At 66.8% G+C, this 21,956-nt stretch carries 20 protein-coding genes; 3 read left to right on the plus strand and 17 right to left on the minus strand.

Features of this window, described 5'->3' with window-relative positions; all coding sequences use genetic code 11:
• Positions 1–7 precede the first annotated feature (7 nt).
• The 15 genes from ligD to QM841_RS03465 form a co-directional block, all read right to left on the minus strand.
• Positions 8–979, minus strand: a complete 972-nt coding sequence (gene ligD, locus QM841_RS03395) for a non-homologous end-joining DNA ligase (RefSeq protein ID WP_105417328.1) — start codon at positions 977–979, stop codon at positions 8–10.
• A gap of 115 nt (positions 980–1,094) precedes the next feature.
• A complete protein-coding gene (locus QM841_RS03400) occupies positions 1,095–1,529 on the minus strand; it encodes a PAS domain-containing protein (RefSeq protein WP_283330912.1) in 435 nt (144 codons plus the stop codon).
• Between the two features lie 57 nt (positions 1,530–1,586).
• Entirely contained in the window at positions 1,587–3,188 is a 1,602-nt protein-coding gene (locus tag QM841_RS03405) for a serine/threonine-protein kinase (RefSeq protein WP_283330913.1), read from the minus strand.
• A 100-nt stretch (positions 3,189–3,288) separates the two neighbouring features.
• Positions 3,289–4,521 carry a class I SAM-dependent methyltransferase gene (locus QM841_RS03410; protein WP_283330914.1) on the minus strand — a complete coding sequence of 411 codons (1,233 nt, stop codon included), beginning with the start codon at positions 4,519–4,521 and terminating at the stop codon, positions 3,289–3,291.
• The gene (gene rfbF / locus QM841_RS03415) at positions 4,505–5,314 is read right to left on the minus strand and encodes a glucose-1-phosphate cytidylyltransferase (RefSeq protein ID WP_283330915.1); all 810 of its coding nucleotides are present in this window, start codon (positions 5,312–5,314) and stop codon (positions 4,505–4,507) included. Before rfbF ends, QM841_RS03410 begins: the two co-directional genes overlap by 17 nt.
• Complete coding sequence (locus QM841_RS03420; protein ID WP_283330916.1) at positions 5,311–6,501, minus strand: DegT/DnrJ/EryC1/StrS family aminotransferase; 1,191 nt, start codon at positions 6,499–6,501, stop codon at positions 5,311–5,313. The genes rfbF and QM841_RS03420 overlap by 4 nt, the downstream gene beginning before the upstream one ends.
• Positions 6,498–7,550, minus strand: coding sequence for an NAD-dependent epimerase/dehydratase family protein (locus QM841_RS03425; RefSeq protein WP_349307382.1), 1,053 nt, complete (start codon positions 7,548–7,550; stop codon positions 6,498–6,500). The genes QM841_RS03420 and QM841_RS03425 overlap by 4 nt, the downstream gene beginning before the upstream one ends.
• Positions 7,551–7,574: 24 nt before the next feature.
• Positions 7,575–8,504 carry a hypothetical protein gene (locus QM841_RS03430; RefSeq protein ID WP_283330917.1) on the minus strand — a complete coding sequence of 310 codons (930 nt, stop codon included), beginning with the start codon at positions 8,502–8,504 and terminating at the stop codon, positions 7,575–7,577.
• A gap of 323 nt (positions 8,505–8,827) precedes the next feature.
• The gene (locus tag QM841_RS03435) at positions 8,828–10,951 is read right to left on the minus strand and encodes a hypothetical protein (protein WP_283330918.1); all 2,124 of its coding nucleotides are present in this window, start codon (positions 10,949–10,951) and stop codon (positions 8,828–8,830) included.
• Positions 10,944–11,789: a glycoside hydrolase family 16 protein gene (locus QM841_RS03440; protein ID WP_491932232.1), complete on the minus strand. Its 846-nt coding sequence runs from the start codon at positions 11,787–11,789 to the stop codon at positions 10,944–10,946. Before QM841_RS03440 ends, QM841_RS03435 begins: the two co-directional genes overlap by 8 nt.
• Positions 11,773–13,107 (minus strand): lipopolysaccharide biosynthesis protein, encoded by a 1,335-nt coding sequence (locus QM841_RS03445; protein WP_283330920.1) that lies wholly within the window; start codon positions 13,105–13,107, stop codon positions 11,773–11,775. The genes QM841_RS03440 and QM841_RS03445 overlap by 17 nt, the downstream gene beginning before the upstream one ends.
• A complete protein-coding gene (locus QM841_RS03450; RefSeq protein ID WP_283330921.1) occupies positions 13,104–14,486 on the minus strand; it encodes a glycosyltransferase family 2 protein in 1,383 nt (460 codons plus the stop codon). The genes QM841_RS03445 and QM841_RS03450 overlap by 4 nt, the downstream gene beginning before the upstream one ends.
• Positions 14,486–15,481, minus strand: a complete 996-nt coding sequence (locus QM841_RS03455) for a glycosyltransferase family 2 protein (protein ID WP_283330922.1) — start codon at positions 15,479–15,481, stop codon at positions 14,486–14,488. Before QM841_RS03455 ends, QM841_RS03450 begins: the two co-directional genes overlap by 1 nt.
• Positions 15,471–16,325: a glycosyltransferase family 2 protein gene (locus tag QM841_RS03460; protein ID WP_418341464.1), complete on the minus strand. Its 855-nt coding sequence runs from the start codon at positions 16,323–16,325 to the stop codon at positions 15,471–15,473. Before QM841_RS03460 ends, QM841_RS03455 begins: the two co-directional genes overlap by 11 nt.
• Positions 16,326–16,454: 129 nt before the next feature.
• Positions 16,455–17,411 carry a glycosyltransferase family 2 protein gene (locus QM841_RS03465; RefSeq protein WP_283330924.1) on the minus strand — a complete coding sequence of 319 codons (957 nt, stop codon included), beginning with the start codon at positions 17,409–17,411 and terminating at the stop codon, positions 16,455–16,457.
• Between the two features lie 296 nt (positions 17,412–17,707).
• Here QM841_RS03465 and QM841_RS03470 point away from each other — a divergent pair, with 296 nt between their 5' ends.
• The gene (locus QM841_RS03470) at positions 17,708–18,196 is read left to right on the plus strand and encodes an FBP domain-containing protein (protein WP_280780676.1); all 489 of its coding nucleotides are present in this window, start codon (positions 17,708–17,710) and stop codon (positions 18,194–18,196) included.
• 206 nt (positions 18,197–18,402) lie between these two features.
• Here the strand turns inward: QM841_RS03470 and QM841_RS03475 are convergent, their stop codons facing one another.
• The gene (locus tag QM841_RS03475; protein WP_280780677.1) at positions 18,403–19,521 is read right to left on the minus strand and encodes an AbrB family transcriptional regulator; all 1,119 of its coding nucleotides are present in this window, start codon (positions 19,519–19,521) and stop codon (positions 18,403–18,405) included.
• A gap of 93 nt (positions 19,522–19,614) precedes the next feature.
• Between QM841_RS03475 and QM841_RS03480 the strand changes: the two genes are divergently transcribed.
• Complete coding sequence (locus QM841_RS03480; protein ID WP_283330925.1) at positions 19,615–20,313, plus strand: GntR family transcriptional regulator; 699 nt, start codon at positions 19,615–19,617, stop codon at positions 20,311–20,313.
• A gap of 9 nt (positions 20,314–20,322) precedes the next feature.
• Here the strand turns inward: QM841_RS03480 and QM841_RS03485 are convergent, their stop codons facing one another.
• Positions 20,323–20,607, minus strand: coding sequence for a hypothetical protein (locus QM841_RS03485; RefSeq protein ID WP_280780679.1), 285 nt, complete (start codon positions 20,605–20,607; stop codon positions 20,323–20,325).
• A 278-nt stretch (positions 20,608–20,885) separates the two neighbouring features.
• On the opposite strand from QM841_RS03485, the gene QM841_RS03490 reads away from it, so the two are divergent.
• Positions 20,886–21,953: a LacI family DNA-binding transcriptional regulator gene (locus QM841_RS03490; RefSeq protein ID WP_280780680.1), complete on the plus strand. Its 1,068-nt coding sequence runs from the start codon at positions 20,886–20,888 to the stop codon at positions 21,951–21,953.
• The last annotated feature ends 3 nt before the right edge of the window (positions 21,954–21,956 follow it).

The raw sequence follows: 21,956 nt of genomic DNA on the forward strand, positions 1-21,956 counted from the left end.
TCCGCGATCAGTCCTCCGCGCCACCGGGATCCGATTCGCCTTCGGCCTCGTCGCGGTCGGCCCACTCGAGCAGCGGTTCGAGCGAGAACACGGCGTCGTCGATTCCGGCATGCAGGTCACCGAGTTTCGCGAAGCGGTCGGGGACGGTGGCGATCGTGAACTCGTGGGGGTCCACGTCGTCGATCTCGTCCCACGTCACCGGTGTGGACACGGTCGCGTCGGGCACACCCCGCACCGAGTACGCGCTGGCGATGGTGTGATCGCGGGCGTTCTGGTTGTAGTCGACGAACAGCTTGCGCGGATCGCGGTCCTTCCGCCACCAGGTGGTGGTGACGTCCTGCGGGGCCCGGCGCTCCACCTCGCGGGCGAAGGCCAGCGCGGCCCGCCGGACATCGCCGAAACTCCAGTCGGGCCGGATCCGGACGTAGACGTGCATGCCGCTTCCGCCGGACGTCTTCGGCCAGCCCGTCGCACCCAGTTCGTCGAGCACCTCGTGCACCACCCCGGCCACGCGCCGCACCGTATCGAAACCGCACTCGGGCATCGGATCGAGATCGATCCGCCACTCGTCGGGGCGTTCGACGTCCGCGCGGCGTGAATTCCACGGATGGAACTCGACCGTGGACATCTGCACCGCCCAGATCACGTCCGCCGGGTGCGTCACGCACAGTTCGTCGGCGTGACGGTTGTACCGCGGAAACGTCACCCGCACCGTCTGGACCCAGTCCGGTGCACCGTGCGGCAACCGTTTCTGGTGCACCTTCTCGCCGCTCAGGCCGTCCGGAAAGCGGTGCATCATGCAGGGACGTTCGCGCAGGGCGCGGACGATCCCGTCGCCGACGCTCAGGTAGTAATTCGCGAGGTCGAGCTTCGTGGCACCGGTGGCGGGGAAGTAGACGCGTTCCGGGTGCGAGATCCGCACGGTCCGGTCGCCGACCTCCAGTTCGACAGCGGGAGCCTTGCTCTTGCCGGTCGCCATGCAGTCAACCTAACCCGCACTCGATCCCTCCCGCGCTGTTTGCAGACGGTTTCGCCGGAATCCCAGGCAAATTGCGTGTGAAGCTGGCAAATGTCCGTGCGTCTGTGGGGCGGGGTCAGAAGCCGGGCGCCCGGCCGCCGTTCCACAGTTGTTCGGTGACGTCGTGGAAGCAGACGAGGGTCACCGGATCGTCCTGCCGGCGGAGGATGGGCCGGCTGACGAGTGCGCGTACTCGGGATCCGTCCTGATGTGCGAGGTCGACGAGTGTGGTGGCGGACTCGCGGAGGTGCTCGACCGCGCCGGTACCCGTCGGTGCGTCGTCCAGGTCGAGGAGTTCGGACACCGGGTGTCCGCGCAGTGACGCGACGGGATGACCCAGCATCTCCTCGAAAGCACTGTTCGCATGGACGACGGTGCCGTCGCTCTCGACCGCCAGGACGGGAACCGGAAGGCGTTCGAGCAGGACGAGGGCGGGTAGCTGCTCGAGGTAGCCCAAGGGAGTTTCCGGGGTCGGGCGACGTCTCTCCTCATGCTCTGCCTGTGCGCTCACAGCCCTATACTCTCACCGATTCCGACCGCTCGTCCCGTTGTCGTCGTAGACGGCGGTTCAGCGGTGTGCGGACTCGACCATCGGTTCGGTCGCGAGGATCCGTCCGTCGCCGCCGACGATGGTCAGGGCGGACGGGGTGTGCCGGTATTGGGTGCCGCCGTCGCCGGTGGCCACGAAGCCGGAACCGCTCGAGATCGGGTCGTCGACGGAGATGGCGGCGCCGTCGCTGATGCGCACGCCCTGGTAGTAATAGCGCCCCACTCCGGTCTCGCAGACCACGACGAGAGACTTCGTGGTGCGACCGACGAACACCGCCGGGTTGGTGTAGTTGCACCGTGCATCGGACGGGGGCAGGAAACCCTGCCCGTCGGCGCCCGACACCTCGCCGGCGATCGGCGGCGGGGGAGCCGTCGTCGTTCTGGGTGTCGTCACGGCAGGCGGGACCGTCGTCGACGCCGCCGACGTGACGGGTACGTCCTCCGTGGCCGGGATGCGGACCCGACTGCTGGTGGCGGCGGCGTCAGTGGACGCGTCCGGAGTGTTCCGATCCAGCACGAGCCATCCGACCACCCCGCCGAGTGCCAGCAGCGCGATCACCAGCACGGTGACGATCACCGGCACGGCCACCGACCGTCGAGCCGGCGGCGGGGCGGCGTAGGGAGTCGCGGGGTAGTACAGCGCCGCCGGGGGCGGCGCGGGTGGCCCGCTGTGGAACGCGGTCGGCGGGTAGACGGGGGGCCGGCCGCGGTCGTCGACGCGCGTCGGTTCGGACCGCATGCCCGGCGAGGGTTCCGGGCGGGTCACGATGTCGGTTTCGGTCTTCCGCTCGCGAGCGGTCAACGCGGACCGGGCGGCAGCCGCGAAGCCGCCGGCCGTCGGGTACCGATCACGGGGGTCCTTGGCCAGACCTCGGGCGATCACCTCGTCGAACGTGGCGGGCACGTCGGGTCGAATCGAGCTGGGGCTGGGCACCGGCGTCGTGAGGTGGGCGCGGATCGCGCTGCTGATGCTGGTGGACGGGAACGGGATGGACCCGGTGAGGCATTCGTAGAGGACACACGCCAGCGAGTAGACGTCCGCGCGCGCATCGACCGGCGCATTGTCGAACCGCTCGGGCGCCATGTACGCGTAGGAGCCGACAGCGCTGCCGAGGGTGGTGAGGCGGAGGTCGGAACTCGAGTGTGCGATACCGAAGTCGACGAGGTACGCGAACTCACCCGCCGTGACGAGAATGTTCTCCGGCTTGACGTCGCGGTGGATGAGACCGTCGGTGTGCGCGGCGTCGAGTGCCGCCGCGATCTGGTCGACGATCGCGACCGCGTGTGCGGGACCCATCGGGCCCCGTGTGCGGAGCAGCGAACGCAGGTCCTGTCCCACGACCAGGCGCATGTCGATGTAGAGCACGCCGTCGATTTCGCCCCAGTCGTGAATCGGAATGACGTGCGGCTCCTGCAACCGGGCCGCGGCATGCGATTCGCGACGAAACCGCTGCTGATAGGTGGGGTCTTTCGCGAGGTCGACGTCGAGGATCTTGAGGGCGACGGTGCGATCCTTGGTGGTGTCGTACGCCTCGTACACCTCCCCCATTCCGCCTCGGCCGAGCAGCGCCCTGAGATGGTATTGCCCGAACTGCGAGCCGACCCGTGTACCTGCCGCCATTGCCGTTTCCCCTCGAAGCCGGAAACAGCACGATACACGCAGGTGTCGCGCGGTCCGGTCCGGGATGACGAATTCGTTTCCCGCAGTGAGGGATCTGGGCTCAGTCGAGCACGGCCAGCTCGGGGACGGGGACGACGAATCTGCCACCCCAGTCGCGGATGTACGACATGTCCCGAATCACCTCGTCCCGCAGGTTCCACGGGAGGATCAGCAGGTAGTCGGGGCGGGTGTCGCGGATGTGGTCGGGCGCGTGGATGGGAAGGTGGGTTCCCGGCAGGAACCTGCCCTGCTTGTGGGGGCTCCGGTCGACGGTGTAGTCGAGCAGGTCGTCTCGGATCCCGCAGTAGTTGAGCAGGGTGTTGCCCTTGGCCGGCGCGCCGTAGGCGGCCGTCGACAGTCCGCGGTTGCGTGCATCGACAAGGAATTCGAGCAACGCTCGTTTGGTGCGCTTCACTCGCTCCGGGAACGCGGTGTAGCCCTCCGGAAGGTGGAGGCCGGCGGCCTGTTCGAGTTCGCCCAGCTCCCGCAGTCGCCGGGACGTGATGTGACGGGGATACTCGGCGTGACAGGCGTAGATCCGCAGGGAACCGCCGTGGGTGGGGAGTTGTTCGACGTCGAACAGCCGCAGGCCGTGGGCCGCGAACACGCGTGTGACGGTCAGCAGCGAGAAGTAGGAGAAGTGCTCATGGTAGATCGTGTCGAACTGGTTGTGTTCGATCAGCTGGAGTAAGTGAGGGAATTCCATGGTGATCACGCCGTCCGCCGCGAGCACGGTCGCCATTCCGGCGACGAAGTCGTTCAGGTCGGGAACGTGCGCCAGGACGTTGTTGCCGATCAGGAGGTCTGCCTGAATGTCCTCCCCGACGAGTTTGCTCGCCATCGAGGTTCCGAAAAACCCTATCCGGGTGTCGATCCCGCGTCGTATGGCGACCTCGGCCACGTTCTCGGCCGGCTCGATGCCGAGTGACGGGATACCGGACTCCACGAAGTACTGGAGCAGATACCCGTCGTTGCTGGCGATCTCGACGACCTGCTTCGAACTGTCGAGGTGGAACCGTGCCGTCGTGTCCCGGACATACGCATGGGCATGATCGAGCCAGCTCTGCGAATACGACGAGAAGTAGAGGTAGTCGGTGAAGATGAACTCGGCCGATTCGAACTCGGCGAGTTGGACGAGAAGGCACTTCGAGCACACGTACGCATGCAACGGGTAGAACACTTCTCGTCGATCCAGTTGATCGGCGGCGAGGTACGAGTTGGCGAGTGGCGACATCCCGAGGTCGCAGAACGACTGCTCCAGAGGAGTACCGCAATGCCTACAGGGAGTACTCATGATCGTCCCCCTCGCAGCCCAGTCCGTCGTTCCAGATCTTCCAGGGGGCCTTGTCGTTGTCCCAGAGTTCGTTGAGGTAGATCTTGTCCCACAACGTGTCCATACCGCGCCAGAAACCGGGGTGCTGGTACGCGGAGAGTTCACCGTCGGATGAAAGGCGCTCCAGCGGGGCACCTTCGAAGACGGTGTCGTCGCCGTCGATGTAGTCGAGGACGGACGGGTGGGCCACGAAGAATCCGCCGTTGACCCAGCCGCTGCTGCCGCGGGGCTTCTCCTCGAACTGCACCCGGTCTTCCTCCATCAGGAGTGCGCCGTAGCGGCCGGGCGGTTGCACCGCGGTGACCGTCGCGATCGAACCGGACTCCCGATGGAACTCGGCGACCCGGCGAATGTCCACGTCGGTGACGCCGTCGCCGTACGTGAACGAGAAGACGTCGTCGCCGATGTGCTCTTTGGCCCGCAGCAGGCGTCCACCGGTCATGGTGGAGGCGCCCGTGTCGAGCAGTGTGACGGTCCACGGCTCGGTCTTGGACGAGAGCGTCTTGGTCGTGTCGGTGGCCAGATCGATCGTCACGTCGGACATGTGCAGGAAGTAGTTGGCGAAGTACTCCTTGATCATGTAGCCCTTGTAACCGAGCAGGATGATGAATTCGGTGACGCCGGCTTCGCCGTAGATCTTCATGATGTGCCAGAGGATCGGTCGCCCACCGATCTCGACCATGGGCTTGGGCCGACTCTGCGACTCCTCGCTGATTCGAGTGCCGCGTCCACCGGCGAGAATGACGGCCTTCATGACAGTTCCTTACGTGGTCGAAGAATGGTGTGTAGTACGTCGCACACCCGGTCGACCTGCGCTTCGGTCAGCATGAGCGCCGAAGGCAGATTGATCGAGCGCGACGCGATGTCGTAGGCGGTCTTGTTTCGACGCGCCGCTGTCACCGCGGTGTGGTATCCCGCGAACGCGGGCAGTGAACTCAGGGGCGGCAGGAAGGGGCGGGTGTCCACCGAATGCAGATCGAACAGCTCCATCATCCGGCGGGCACGCAGCCGGTAGTCCGGGTGGAGAACGGCGGTGACCATCCAGAACGTGTTGGTGAGCCCGTCCCGCCGGTGATTCAGATCCAGGCCGGGAACGTCCGCGAGACGCTCCTCGTACCACGCGAAGATCTGCTGCTTCTTGTCCAGGAGTTCGTCGATGCGGGCCAGCTGGGCCCGGCCGAACGCGGCCTGCAAACTGCTCATCCGGTATTTGAAACCCAGCTCCTCGGTGGTGAAGAACCGGTGGTCCGCCGGTGTGCGACCGTGGTCCCGTAACCGCTGGATCCGTTCCGCGAGGTCGCTCCGATTCGTTACGACCATTCCACCCTCACCGGTCGTCAACGTTTTCGTGCCGTGGAAGCTGAAGGTTCCGATGTCGCCCAGCGTGCCGGCGAGTCGCCCGTCCAGCTTGCCGCCGATGGCCTGGGCTGCGTCCTCGATGATCGGAATGCCGGCCGCGACGGACCGGACGTCCGCCATGTCCGGTATGCCGCCGTACAGGTCGACGGTGACGATGGCCGCGGTCCGGGAGCTGACGCACCTCGCGAGCGATTCGGGTGACAGGCACCAGGTGTCGGCGTCGATATCGGCGAAGACGGGGGTCGCGCCGACATAGGTGACGGGGGCTGCCGTCGCCACCCACGTCGATTCCGGCACGATCACCTCATCGCCCGGTCCCAGGCCGAGGGCGAGCATCGCGAGATGCAACGCGGAGGTGCAGTGCGGCACGGCCGCTGCGAAGTCGGTGCCGAGGTAGTCGGCGAACTCGGTCTCGAAGAGGCCGACCGATTCGCCGGCGTGGGTGTACCAGTCGTTCGCCGCGGCCTCGGCGACGTACCGGACCTCGAGGTCGGTCACCCACGGCCCGGCAACGGGAATACGGTCCCGCTCGCGCAGGGCCGCTCGCTCCTCGACATCCGGGACCGTCTTCGGCTCGATCATGTTGCCACCCAGCGCAGATCGCAGTCGAGTCGGCCTCGGTCGAGGTGCTGCTGGATGGTCCTCAGCCGGAAGAACCGTGGTCCTTCGAAATGCTCCGCGGTCATGCCGCCGTCGGAATACGCCACCAACAACTCCTCGATTCCCTGGCGCAGGGTCCACTGGGGCCGGTAACCCGGCAGCTCCCTCTCGATCTTGGAGAAGTCGACGCGGTAGTCGCGGATGTCGGCCGTGGCACCCTCGGAATGTCCGACGACGCAATCGGGCACGACATCGGCGACGAGTCGCGCGATGTCGAGCACCTGATAGTTCTCGCCGACCCGTCCGACGTTGAAAGCCTGATCGTGGACGAACTGTCTCGGCGCTGCGAGCACCTGTGCGAATGCGTGCGCGATGTCGAGGACATGGACGAGAGGCCGCCACGGCGTGCCGTCGCTCTGCAGCAGTACCTTGCCCGTGGTCACCGCGTGCCCGAGTAGGTTGTTGACGACGACGTCCGCACGCAGTCGCCGTGAGAAGCCGTACGCCGTGGCGTTCCGCAGGTACACCGGCGAGAAGTCGTCGTCCGCGAGCCGGGACAATTCCTGCTCGACTCGCACCTTCGATTCCCCGTACGGTGTCACGGGGTTGAACGCCGCCCCCTCGTCCAATTCGAGATCACTGCCCGCGCCGTACAGGCTGCACGAGGACGAGAACACGAACCGGCCGACGCCCGCCGCCTTGGCCGCCTTCGCGAGCCGGACGGATGCGGCGAGGTTGATGTCGTACGTCAGGTGCGGATCGATGTCGGACAGTGGATCGTTCGACAGGGCGGCGAGGTGGACGACGGCATCGAATCCTTCGAGGTCCGCCGGGGTGACGTCCCGGACGTCGAGATCCAGCGTCGGCACCGGATCGGGAGGCGCGAGGAAGTCGCAACCGTCGAAGTAGCCGGTGTCGAGGCCGACGACCTCGTGTCCGAGGAGGACGAGCAGCGGAGTCATCTCGGCGCCCAGGTAACCCAGGTGTCCGGTGACCAGAATTCTCATGGGTGATGATGTGCTGTCGGTCATTCCACCGGCTCCTCGATGATCGTTCTACGTGACTTCGAGTACGGACGGGTCGAACACGAGGACGCCGTCGGTGCTGCCGCCCCGGTCGTACAACGCAACGATCTCGTCGGGTACCCGGTCGTAGGTGTCGGCGCGCAGGTAGTCGCGGACGGAAGTTCCGGTCGAATGGGAATCGACGTTCGGGGGGCCCGCTTTCGCGATCAGATCGTCGAGACTGATCGTGCGGAAATCGAAACTGAATCGGGCCTGACCGGTCGTGTTCGGCACCGTTGCGTGCAGTTGTGCGCCCGAGAACGACAGGATCGATCCGACCTCACCGACGATCCGGACTTCGCTGCCGGGACCCTGTCCGCTGAGCCGGGGGTGCGGCCGCGGGTCCTCCTTGATGTAGAGCGCGGCGTCGCGACGGGAGGAGCGATTCCATTCGTAGGCGTCGAACTCGGCGCTCGAATTGTCGGTGGGTCGCTGCCAGAATTCGGGGTGGAACGCCATGCAGCTCTTGTCCGTCACGCCGAGAATCGGTGCCCACCAGTTGTTCTGGCATTGCGGTGAGGAGTACCAGGTGTCGCGGTGCGGTGTGTAGTTGTATCCGAGGCCTGCCGTGAGATAGGAGGCCGGGGGGACGGCGCGCAGTTTGGGCACGTCGAAGTAGGTCCGGGTGATGTCCGCTCCGAGGTCGACGAGTACGTTGCGCAGGAGTTCCTTGGAATGGGGATGGTGGGTGAAGCCCGTCTTCAGCGGCCCGAGGATGCGCACGTATTCCTCGACTGGAAGGTCGTCGTGCGCGGTCAGCGGATTGTGCGCGCCGAAGGCGGCTTCGATCAACTCCCAGGCGAATTCACTGAAAGCGCGGATGGAGTCGCGGGGCGGGAAGCAGAACACCTCGCCCGAGAAGATTCGCTCACGTCGGGCCTCGTCCGTGACGTCGGACTCGGTGGAAATAACGAATGCCATGGGTCTGTCCTCACATCGTGTCGATACTCGGTTACTGTCGGAGGCCGCGTCGAATTTTGCTCGCCGGCATCGCCGTCCGCCGCCTGGTGTGCTCTGGCGCGGACTGGCCCGCCAACGTCAGGGTCTCGCGCTTCGCGGTGAGCGCGGCATCCGATTTCGCCATCGTGTTGATCTCCCGCCCCGGCCCCTACCGGCCGACTCGCCTCGAAGGGACGTTGCCAGCTCGGGTTCCGATCAGACCAGTCTTCCACATTTGTGGACTAAAACAAACCTATGCCCTGTTATTAATGCACTCTTTGTTCCTGGACCTCGTTTCTGGCTTCTCAGCCGCCGGTGCTGACGGTGCCCGAACCGGTGCGGTCGAATTGGTAGACGATCGTGTGGTCGTCCTGCAGTCGGATCGACCACTGCGGACTGTGCCGGAACTGACTCTCGAATTCCGCTACTGCCTCCGGGGTGAAGTACCGGTAGTAGTCGATGGCGTCGAGTGCCTGCGTCGTGAACACGAAATAGGTTTCTGCACTGCTCGATTCCGCCACCAATGTGATGTCCTCGAACTGGCGGGCATCGGGAAAGTCCTTCGGGAACTCCGGCCAGCGATCGACGATCGGCGTGTCGAAGTCCTGATCGTGCTTGGCCAGATCGGCGTAGTCGGCGGTGGCGCGACTGGGGAATCCCGCCGAATCCAGGCTGGTGATCATGGCGGGGCCGTGAATATCTGCGGTCAGGTCGTCGAAAAGGGTGACCTGCGACCGATACTCCACGACCAGCGACCACAGACCGTAATAGCCTTGCAGCCCCGCGACGGCCGCGCCGCACAGGCCCACAGCGGCGACCGCCGCGGTCGCCCGGTGGAGCACGACATGACGACCCGTGCGGGTGATCACCGCGAGGAACAGGGGAGCGATCAGGATCGCGCACCCGGGCAGTGCATACAGGTACACCCGGAAGATGGCCTCGCCGCCGTAGTTCTGCAGAAAGAGCAGGGAGAACGAACTGAACGCGAAGATCACCGGTGCGAGGAACGGCCGGCCCTGACGCCACCACACGATTATTCCGACGACGGCGAGCACGATCACCGCGGCGGACAGTCCTCGGCACACTGTGGACGTGACGAGCTTGCCGAGGGAACCCGCGTACTCGACGTTGCTGGATCCGTTGGCAACGGGATTGACGCCCGAGAACAACCCGTGCGGGAGCACGACGTACATGCGTGGCACGAGGTAGCCGACGAGCATTGCCAGATACGGGATGGGGAGCCACCACGGTCGGATCTGCCGAGTCACGACCAGTGCCACGATCACCCCGAGCAGCCAGTACGGCGTCAGTTGATGCGTCGGGATGAGGGCGGCAAACGCAAGGAGCGCGATGTAACCCGCATGATGACAGGTCCGGGAGGCGATGAGCAGCGCGAGGATGCCGACCGCCATGAGCAGTGCGAACGCCTGCGGGGCGAAGTAGTCCTGCCCCACCCAGTTCACCAGTTCGGTGATCATTGCCGCCGCGAGCGCGTGCCGGAGCTCCAGCCCCAGCAACATCGCCAGGGCGCCGACGAGCAACGCCAGCAGGGCATGGATCACCGGGGCGAACCATTGTGCAACCAATAGTGAATCGACGGACGTGATCTCGCCGAACCACGCGAATGCCGTGAAGAAGGCGGGCCATTCGCCGTACACGTCGATACCGCGCGGCGGAAGCGTCTGATGCTGCTGGAGGTAATCCACGACGCCGATGTGTTTGTACGTCCAGGTGTAGATCGGCACCTCGGTGATCAGGCTGACGGTCACACGTTGCACGACGATCACGGCGCCGATGATCGCCGCGGCGGTGACGAGGTGGTTCCTCCGCAGCGCCCAGACGAACGCCCCGACCATCGATCCGACGACGAGGACGAGTCCCGGCCCGGTGCCGACGGCCAGCAGGCCGAACTCGGAGTAGGGCACGTCGATCAACCCCGGCAGAACGGCCAGCCAGGCTCCCAGCATCGCCGTGGTCCAGAGCAGGGGTGCGTTTCCGCGAGGTGCCGTTGCCCGGGGAATGGTCGGGACGAGAGTGGCGAGTCCTCCCACGTGTCGCGCGTGGAGCAGAGCGGAGAGGGCGACGCCGGCGACGAGGGCCAGCAGGAACGGGACGGGAACCCAGCGATTCGCCCACCCGAGTACCGCGGTGAAACCTGTCATCATCGACAGACCGGTCAGGGGTATCGCGGCGGCGACGGCGGGCGCCTGGAGCCGCATCCACGTCACCACGGCAAGTCCTGGCCCCGTGAGGACGAACGTCGCGAGCAGGATCGCGCGCAGTTCCGGCGACAGCGGAGCCAGCGCGAGCGCACCGACCGCCGCCGATATCAAGGCGAGGGTGTCGTACGGATCGGGCGCCGCCGCGTCCGTAGTGGTCGCGACTGCCGCGCGCCGGGGCGTGTCGAGCTGAGGCGCGGACCTAGTCATCGGTGACACGTACCCAGTCGACGACCATCGCGGCCGGGAACGGCGTGCTGCTGTCGGGAGGCCCGGGCCATTCCCCGCCGACGGCCACGTTGAGCAGGAGGAAGAACGGCTTGTCGAACACCCACCGTTCGTCCGGTGGGAGACCGGCCGCGGTGACGGCGCCGGTGATCTGGCCGTCGACCCCGAACGTCACCCGGCCGGGGGCCTTCTCCACCCAGTAGGTGTGGAAATCGTCCACGAAGGTGTTCGCCACATCGGTGGTCGGTCCGGCTTGCCAGTCGCCGCCGGAGGTCCTCGGCCCGATCACACTGCTGTACAGCTGGCCGGCACCGCCGATCGTCTCGACCACGTCGATCTCGCCGCTGTCCGGCCAGCCGACGACTCCGAGGTCCGTGCCGAGCAGCCAGAAGGCCGGGTGCATTCCCGATCCGCGGGGGAGCTTGGCACGCGCCTCGGCGCGGCCGTAGAGGAGGGACGTCCGTCCCTGTGTCGTCACGCGTGCGGACGTGTATTCCCCGCCGTCGTTGCGGGCCTCGATCACCAGGTGCCCCGCACCGTCCAATCGGACGTTCGAGGGTGCGGACGTGTAGGTCTGGGACTCGCCGTTGCCCCAGCCGCCGCCGCCCGTGTCGTACGACCACCACTGCGGATTCGGCGGCGCCCAGGCGGGGCCGTTGAAGTCGTCGAACATGAGAGCCCGCTGCTTCTGGTACGACGAGACCGACTGCACTGCAAGGTCGGTGGGCGGAGCTGCCGCCTGTGCGATCAGAACGGCACTCACGCCGATCAGCGACGCACGGGCCGCTCGAACCCACGATCGTCTACTCAACTCGCTCACCTCCCGGATCGTCTGCGGGAATCTCGTCGTACCCGCGCTCTTGTGAGGCCCGCCGAAGCCAGAGAATCACCGGACCGATCAGAATCAGCGCCGACACCGCCTCGGCGGCAAGGTAGGCCCAGCCGACGCCGACGACACCGATCGCCCGGGTGCCGATGACGGAGCCGGCGACGATGACCAACGTGGAGAGGCCGCGGACGACCAGTGCCAACGTCAGCCTGCGGTGCACCCGCGCAAGTCCCTCGTAGACGGCGCCCACCACGGACAGGGGAATGAACACGCCGGCGAGGTAGAGCAATCCGGTGCTGTGGGTGCGGTACTCGGCGCCGACGACACCGAGGAGGAGGGGGCCGACGACCACCAGTCCCACCCCGCCGGCACACGCCACCACCGCGAGGGTGCGCACCAATCGGCGGGACAGCGACGCGACCCTGCCCGGGTGGGCGGCGACTTCCGCCACGTACGGGCTGACCACCAGGTGCACCATCAGGTACAGCGCGCTGATCATCGCCCACGCGATCGCGAAGTACGCATTCGCCTCGGCGCCGACCTGCGTGACCACGATCAGCGGCACCACGAGAGGTCCGATCGCCCAGAGCGCCGTGATGCCGAAGGACGAACCGAAGTACGACCACAGTTCACGGCGGGGCGGCAGGTTCGGTGCCGCCAGGAACCGGGGGTGGGAGCGGGATCGTCGGTGCAGCGCAACCAGAATGCACAGTGCCGCCGCCGCTGCGGTCGCGCCCCACGCGGACACGATGGACACCGCCACGTCGGTGCCTGCCAGTGCGAGCAGGACGACGAGCTTGGCCGCCGCATGGAAGGCGTTCTTCGCGGCCGACCACCTCGCCACCCCGAGTCCGGCGGTGGCCTTGTCCTGCAGCGTGAACACCCCGAGAATCATCACGAAGACGGGGAAACAAACCATCGCCCAGCCGGATTGGAACAGTGGGTCGCGGGGGCCGAACGCCACGAGCGCCGTCCCCGACAGCAGGGACGTGGCGGACACCACGAGAAAACCGTGCTTGAGAATTGCTCCGGTGTGGGTGCCCGCCAACGGCAGGAACCGCTCGTACATCGTGTCGATGCTGAGTAACGACAATGTCGACAGCATCACGGCGGACGTGATCAGCGCCGAGGCCACCCCCACTTCGTGGGCGGGGAACAGCCGGGCGGCCGCGGCCCAGAAGGCGAGCCCGAGAACTCCCGCCAGGACGTTGGCGAGAATCAGGGAGTTGGTGTTGAGGCGCAGGTTCCGCTCGGCCGGGTGCTCTGCGTCGACACGGCGCGCCTCGATATGTGGAATGCCGGGAGTCACGGCTCGACCCTCGGGTGGGTGACCGCAGTCGGCCGCTGCGCGGTCCGTTCCCGCATCGGCGCAGCTGACCGGCCTTCTCGACGCGCCGACCGGTAGGCCCAGGGGCCCTTCATGATCGACCTGGCGGTGGTGGAGCCGATGCCTGCCGGCAGGAGTCCCGCGAGGTCCGCCGGTGGCGCCGTCTCTTTCGACGAGGCGCGGAGGTGGCGGACGAGCGCGCCGCCGCGTCGAGCCGCCGTCGTCGCCGCGAGCGTGGCCATTGCCGGATCGCTCGCGATCTTCGCGAGCCACGCGCCGAGTCCCAGTCCGTAGCCGCGGGACTGGACGAGAAGGCCTTCGCTGTCGGCGCGGTGCCGATGCCACACGATCGCCGCCGGGTCGTGAACGAGTTGGCGGCCCGAGCGCAGAATCCGGAAGAACATGTCGATGTCCTCGCCCCCGCCCGTCGGGGCACCCGCGCCGAGCGCCTCGTCGAAACCGCCGAGGCGGCGAACCACGTCGCGCTCGACCGCGAAGTTGGCGCCCGTGCCGTAACAGCGAACGGTGAAGGGAAACAAGGGCACGTCGTCGGGTGGCTCCGACCAGTCGAAGATGCGGGCGTCGGTGGAGTCCGACCAGCCGACCCGTCGATCGAAGTAGGCCTGCGCCGGCGTCCGGATCTCACCGGCGGGCACCATCCCGGACACGCACGAGACCCTCGGGCCCCGGCTGAAACCGTCGACCAGCGCGGAGAGCCAGTGCGGGTCGACGACCACGTCGTCGTCGGTGTACGCGACGATGTCGCCGGTGGCCACCGACAGTCCGGTGTTCCGTGCCCGTGAGAGCCCCGGGAGGGGCTCACAGATCAGGCGCACCCTCGGATCCGCGAGACCGAGTACGTACTGCCGGGTGGCATCGGTTCCGGGGGCGTTGTCCACGACGAGTACGTCGAACGTCGGATAGTCCACCGCGAGTACGGATCGGAGGGCCGCTCGCAGCATCGACACCCGGTCGCGAGTGCATACGACTACCGTCACCGGCACGGCCTTCCCCGCGGACACGCGAGCCGGACCTGCCCGCACAGGGCGGTCCGACTCGGTGGCCCGCAGTCCCGCGACTCGGCGCCTGAGCTCGCCGAAGTTCACGGAACCTTCCGACACCTCGATTTCGACGAACCCGAGCGGGCGTCCGTCGGCGCGCGCGAGCAGTCGCGCCCGGCCGTAGCCCTCCGCGCGCGCCAACCGGCAGCGGACCGGAATTCCCGCCGCCCGCCCGGTCCGGTCGGCGTTCTCTATCGCGTCGACCCACACTTCACCTATCCACACCGCACCGTCCCAGTCCGGCCGCTCGGGACTGTCCAGGGCGGGGCGGAGAGTGAGAGCGGGTGCGGCGGGATCCATCAGGTCCTCCTGGTGTGCAGCCGGATGGCGGCCCTGCCCTGAACGTATCCGGCGGTCGTGACCGCCAGGCCCAACATCACGACGGCTGCCCGCGCGAGTCCGTCCCGCCGCATCGAGAGGCCTTCACGCAGCACCGCTCGCGGTAGGACATGGAGGGTGTAGGTGCGCTCGCTGCTCAGCGCGTCCGCTGCGGTGGTCAGCTCCGCGACGACAGCCTTCGACAGTCCTTCGTGATGGCATCTCCGCACGAAATACCGCAGAGTGGCCCGGTCCGCCGACACATGATGCTGTACCCGCATGTCCGGATCGAACAGGATCTGGTTCGAATCCGGGTTCGACCGGATGCGGATACAGAGTTCGGTCTCCTCACCGCCCACGGGAACGGAGCCCACGCGGCCCACCTCGGATCTGAATCCGCCGACGGCGTACAGAACCGAGCGGCGCATCGACATGTTGCAGCCGATCGGGTTGCGGACGGGCGCGACCCGTGTCGGCTGACCGACGTAGCTGCAGCCGACGACCCAGTCGAACTCCTCCGGAAGCCACGGGGGACGCGCCCCGGACCAACTCGGGACCGCGTACCCGCCCACGCCGGCAATTCCGCGATTCCGGTAGTGATGCATGAGGGCCTGTGCCCACCCCGGCTCGGCGCGGGCATCGTCGTCGACGAACGCGATCACGTCGCCGTGGGCGGCTCGGACACCGGTGTTGCGTGCCCCGGACAGTCCCCGGGTATCCGCGTTCGCCAGGACTGTTACCCGCGTGTCGGTGCGGAATCGGTTGCACGCGCGGATATACAGCTCGTCGCAGTGATCGATCACCAGGATGAGTTCGGGATCGGGACCGTCCTGGGACAGCACCGACTGCACCGACCGGCACAGGTCGAACCAACGCCGAGTGGTGTAGGCGCAGATGACGACCGAAAGGGATTCCGCATCGAATTCGTCGGTCGCGTCCAGAAGCGAATGCCCGGTGGCCGGGACCTCATCGGGCAACGTAATCACCGCGATCGCGGGACCGCCACGAGTAGACGGACCGGCGGGTGAGTGAGGTCGGCCGCTCGGCCGACTTCGCCGTCATCTTCGTCCCGTTGCGGTGTTCCATCCGAACGGTGCGCAGTACCCGCAAACCGTCCCGCACCACGTTCAGGTTGCTCTTGCCACTGATCCGCCGCCGCTCGAAGCTCGGTATCTCGACGATACCGAGACCGGATGTCGCCATCCGGACGTTGATCAGCGTCTCGATCTCGAAGCCGTCACCCCAGTGGGCGTCGGGGCGGTCGGTCGCGGGCAGCGACATCACACTGACGTGCCGGCGCCAGAACGCGTTGTAGCCGTAGCAGAGGTCGGTGAACGAGACAGCGAATTCCATGTTGACGAAGGAATTCAGCATCCGGTTGCCCAGTCTTCGGGTGAACGTGATGTCTGCGCTTCCACCGCCTGCGATGAACCGGCTGCCCTTCGCGAAGTCCGCACCGCGGACCAGCGCGTCGACGAACGCCGGAATCTCGGCGGGGTCGGTGGACCCGTCTGCGTCGATCATCACCACAATGTCGGACGTGGCATGCAGGAAACCGCAGGCCAGCGCATTGCCTTTGCCCTTTCGGGTCTGCGTCAGGACCTTCGCTTCGGGCCACAATCGTTTCGCGACGGCAACGGTGTCGTCGACGGAGTTGCCGTCGACGAACACGAGTTCGTCGATGTCGGCCGGCATCCGGGCCGCGACGAACGGCAGATTCTTCGCTTCGTTCAGTGCCGGCATCACCACCGACACGGTCGGCCTGGGCGTAGTCTTCCTCGGATTGTCGTTGGGGTGAATCTCGGTCACGTGTGCATCCATCGCCTTCACGTCCGTTGCGTCATAGGGGCTTTCGCGTGCCCGCGTCCTGCTGAAGTCTGGGTTCTCTCCGGACGAATGCGGTGCTCCGGAGGCTGTTCGTTGCGGTGATCTGTTCGTGTCCAAGAGGATTCACCCCGGCCGTTCGCGGCCCTTCTCCGATCCGAGCGCGCGCCGACGTCTCGATGCACGGAGCGCGCTGAGAGCGAACAGCAGACTTCGCCGCATCTGCATGTCATACGAGTTGATCCGGCCGAGTACTCGGTCGGACAGCGGGATCTGCCATTCGGGATCGTGGATCAATCGACTCGTGAACTCGAGCTGCTGGGCGAGTTGTGAACGTGCCGAGGTCAATGCGGTGTTCGAATCGCTGCCGATCCGGAAGGATGCCAGCGTGCGCGGCACACCGACGAAGTCACCCTTTCGAACGAGCCGCGACCAGAGGTCGAGCTCCATCGGAAAGAGAAGCTCGCCCCGGAAGCCGCCGCACCGGTCGAAATCGACCCGGCGGAACATCCCGGCCACCGGGGGGCCGACGGGGTTGCTTCCGCTCCGGACGATTCGCCGGACTACCGTTTGTCCAGAATTGTGCCCGACGATTCCCCCGAGCCCCCGGGCCGGCCGCAGCAGCACGCCCTCGTCGTCGATGAAATCGGTTCGCACGGACACCAGCGCCACGCCGTCGTCGGCCTCGAGCACCGCGGCTTGTGTTGCGACACAATCGGGCTCGATCGTGTCGTCGGCGCAGATCAGCTTGGCGAACCGTCCTCGGCTCTCGCGTATCGCGAGGTTGAAATTGTCCACCATCGGCACCGTCGCCGCGTTCCGGATGATCCGGACGCGGTCGTCGTGGACGTTCTCCAGGATATCGCGGGTGCCGTCCGAACTGTGGTTGTCGACGATCACGACTTCCAGGTCGGTGAAGGTCTGCGCCAGAACGCTGTCGAGCGTCGTCTGCAGATGACGCTCCGCCTGATAGGCAGGAATACACAGCGAAACGGTCGGTGGTCGCTCCCGGTCGCGGCCCGGTACGGACTCCGTGCCGGCCTCGCGCCTCGACGTGTGCGCGGCGTCCGAATTCGTCACCATGCTGTTCTCCCACCCCGGCCCCGCACCCACCGATTCGCACCGTGGTTACAGCGTTCTCGGCTTGGGTTCCGATCAGACCAGTGTTCCACATTCGATGCCAGAAACATACCTTTCCCCTGTTATTGAAAGAATTACTCAACTGCGTCCGGGTTTTTCTGAATATGGTTCCCGTTGCCTGCGCCGGGCGGAGCGCGTCCCGCGAAACCTGGACCGTCGAAAATCCGTTGCTCGACCTCACTGCGGTCCGTATTGTCACGTGGCTTTGTAACCCGTCGACAGAAGGAGTTCATCTCGTCATGGAACCCGTCACCGAACGCGACATCAGGTCGTCGTTCATCAACTGCTCCAAAGGCGACGCCAAGCGTCTGCCCGTCCCTCGTGACCTGGACGATCGGCCCTGGGACGATCTCGACTTCCTCGGCTGGGGTGACCCGTCGTTTCCGGGCCGCTGCTATGTGGTCGTGCCACGGGACGGCGGTCTGGTCGGCGTCGCGCTGCGCTACGAAACGGGCGGTTATCGCCGCGCGCAAATGTGCACGGTCTGTATGACCACGCACGCCAATGGCGGCGTCTCGCTGATGACCGCCCGCAAGTCGGGTGAATCCGGACGCCGGGGCAACTCGATCGGCACCTACATGTGTGCCGATCTCGCGTGCTCGCTCTACGCGCGCCGGAAGAAGTCGCCCGCGCTGGGCAGGCAGTATCGCGAGGATCTCGAGCCCGAGGAGAGGATCGAGCGGGTCCGCGACAACCTCGATGCCTTCATCTCGAGGGTCTACGGCTGACCGATCCGACACCCACCCACCGTGCAGCCCGGTAGCTGCCGACAAGAATCGGAGGTAGATGCCATGCGCCGACATTCGAGGAACCCGCTTCCCGGTGCACCCCGAGTCCGGAGACACTGCAACGACACTCGGGGTGTCCGGAATCCTCTCCGGTCGAGACGGCCCGGACGCAGGCCGGACCGTGCTGTCCGGAGAGGATTCCCGAACTACGCTCGTCGACGCCGAGAACTGAAGTGGGCAAACGCCTTCGCCATGATCGGGGTGGTGACGAGCATGATGACCAGGCGCAACACCTGCGCGGCCGCGACGAACGTGACGTTGGAGGCGGTGGACGCCGAGACGGCCAGCACCGCCGCCAGGCCACCGGGCGTGGTGGCGAGATAGGCCTCGAGGAGGCTCACACCGGTGAGGTGGGAGAGGAGGACGCCCAAGCCGGCGCAGGCCGCCCCGACCAGCAGCGTGAGCAGCGCCGCATACGGCAGGATTCGTCCGATCGCCCGCAGGCTCGCCCGGTCGAACGCGAGCCCGGCCTGCCAGCCGATGAGAATCAACGCGCCGGTCATCAGCATCGGCGGGACCGCGACCGCGTCGCTCCAGCCGCCGAGTTCGAACCCGGCGCTCACGGCCAGCGGACCCAGCGTCGCGGGAGCGGGTAGTCGCACGAGTGACGCCACGGCGGTGCCGCCCACGATGAACAGTGCCAGGAATGGCAGGGCCACATACCATTCGGACCCGCCGGCATCGGTGCCTGTCACGGTGTCCGTGCCGGTATCGGCGCGGAAACCGAACGTGACGATCATCGGCATCGACACGACGACGAGCGCCACCCTCAGGTACTGCACCACTGCGACGACCCGGTCGTCGCCGCCGAGTTCGCGGGCCATCGCCACGAGTCCGGTGGCGCCGCCCGCAGTCATGGAGAGGGATCCGGTCACCGCGTCCACGTCGCGGTGCAGCGCGAGCAGGGCCCCGGCCGCCACGCTGAGCGCGAGAGTCGCGGCCGCGATCGAGACCACCGGCACCCACATCGAGCCCAGGGCGGCGATTGTGTCCCGGTGCACCATCAGCCCGACCGCGCTCGCCAGCACTCCCTGGGCAAGCTTCCCCAGCGGGCGGGGCACGCGGGACGGGCCCCAGCCGGTGACGGCCAGGGTCGCCCCGACGATCAGAGCCGAGAAGAGTCCGGCCGCCGTCAGTCCGACGCTCTCGCCGACCGCCCAGCCGCCGATCGAGAGTGCGATCAGTGCGAACCATCGGAGTCCGTGACGACGCAGTGCGGCCGTGCGCGTCGGCACGGATCGTTCGGGGGATTGCACGTCGTTCACGGGTGGACGCCTACTCCGGGATGCTGTCCCTGCTCTATGGTGTGCATCAATGTATACCTTAACGGATGCCACTGCGAACGTTAGGATGTATGCATGACGGGTGGGAGCAAGAGCGAGCGGGTATACGAGCAGCTCAGGCAGGACGTCCTGAACGGGTCCCTGTCCCCGGGCCAGTCGCTGAGTGCCATCGACGTGGGCGCGCGGTTCTCGGCGTCTCGCACCCCGGTTCGCCAGGCCTTCCTTCGGCTCGAGGGGGAGGGGCTGGTCTCGCTCATCGACCGGCAGGGCGCACGGGTCGCTCCCATCTCGATCAAAAGCGTTCGGGACCTGTTCGAGCTACGCATCCTGCTCGAGGCGGCCGCCGCGCGCATGGTCGCCGAGGCCGTCGCCCGGGACGCCGCGGCCCGGCAGCAGTTCGAAGAGGTAGCGGACGCACTCGGGGCGATCTCCGAGGAGGCCCCGTCCGAGTCCCGGCGAGATCGTTTCTACGAACTCACGGAAACGTACGACCAGGCCGTGATCGCGCACACCCGGAACGCGCAACTGGCCCGATCGATTGCCGAACTCCGGCCGCACACGGAGAGGCTTCGCAACATCGCCCACTCCCGCCCGGCTCGTCTGGACGTCTCGCTGGCGGAGCACCTGTCGATGTGCCGTGCGATCCTCGCCGGCGACGGGCCGGCGGCTGCCGCTGCCTGCACCGAGCACCTGACCCAGACGCAGAAGACCATTCTCGACGCGGTCGTCGATCCGCAGGGAGCGGCCGTCGCCATCGACCTGATCACCGCGTAGTCGGCGCGGTCAGAGGGCGAGGATGGCGGGGACGCTGAGGACTGCCACGTAGTACCCCATGAACAGGACGCCTGCGTGGATCTTGAACGCCCGCGACAGCAGGCCTCCGACGAGTCCGACGGTGAGGGTGACGGCGAGGCCGAGGATGCCGCCCTCCCAGACGCTGATGACGACGACCAGGCCGGTGAACGTGGCGATGATCGCCTCGTGGCTGACGTACCGGACGACGAGCGTGGCCGCGCGGTGAGCGAAGTTCATCGCGAACGGGTACGCGATGATCGCGGCGATCACCACCGCGCCGAGACCGTAGAGCAGGAACTCCCAGTAGCGGTCGAAGTAACTACTGGCTGAGATCGGCGCCGGTGTTCGGGATGTCAGGTCCGGTCAGTGTTCTGTGATCCGTTCCGCCGCTTCGTGCAGGGAGCGCTCGTGCTCGCCGGCGCCTGGAACACCGAACGTCGCGCGTTCGCCCGCCGGATAGCTGCGTTCGGGTAGGTAGCCCGGTCTAGTACTTCGGTCTATGTCGGATACTCTGGGTGTGCCTCGTGCTCGGCGAGCGAAAGGGTCTGCACATGCGAAGCGACGACGACGCCCGGAGTGGCGGCTCCGTTCCGATGCCCCGGCAGGCCGTCACCATGCAGGACATCGCCGACCGGGTGGGCGTGTCGAAGGCATTGGTCTCCATGGTGTTTCGGCGTGTTCCCGGGCCGAGTGCGGAGACGCGTAAGCGGGTCCTCGACGTCGCGGACGAGCTCGGGTACCGACCGAACCGTACGGCCGCACTGATGTCGCTCCGGCGAACCCACCTCGTGGGTGTGATGGCGGATATTCGCAACAGCTTCCACGCCGAGATGGTCGAGTACATCGTCGCCGCCGCCGACGAGCACGGGTACGAGGTGGTGCTCGGCGCCCTGACTCCCACGCACGCCGAACCGAAAGTCGTCGAAACGCTGCTCGATTTCCGCTGCGAAGCCTTGATCCTGCTCGGCACCGAACTCGGCACCGACGTGCTCGACACGCTCGGGGAGCGGGTACCGGTGGTCGTGGTCGGTCGCCGCGTCGGTGACGGCGCCGTCGACGTCGTGCGGACGGCGGACGGCAAGGGGATCGGCACGGTCGTCGACCATCTCGTGGAGTTGGGACACCGCCGGATCACGCACCTCAGCGGTGGTACGGGCACGATTGCAGCCGACCGGAGGTCGGGATACACCCGTGCCATGCGTCGTCACGGACTCGATATCGACGTCGTCGAGGGCGATTTCACCGACAGCGCCGGAACGGTCGCCGCGGGCACTCTGCTCGGGCGGTCGCAACTTCCCACCGCGGTGATCGCGGCCAACGACCGCAGTGCCATCGGGCTGATCGGCGAACTGCGCAGCCGGGGTGTGCGGATCCCCGAAGACGTCTCGGTCTCCGGATACGACGACAGCGTGCTCGCCCAGCTGGCGCACATCGATCTGACGTCGGTCAATCAGCAACCGCGGGAGCAGGCCGCCACCGCGGTGGATGCGGTCATCCAGCGGCTGGACCGGGGGAGGACCGAGTCGGTGGCTACCGTCCTCCGCCCGCGGCTCGTCGCGCGCCGTACCACCGGGCCCGCGCCCGAGCCGATGGAAGGATCCCGGTCGGGCGTGTCCTGACCT

Source organism: Rhodococcus sp. IEGM 1307 (assembly GCF_030056915.1).
GTDB classification, from domain to species: Bacteria; Actinomycetota; Actinomycetes; order Mycobacteriales; family Mycobacteriaceae; genus Rhodococcus_F; species Rhodococcus_F opacus_D.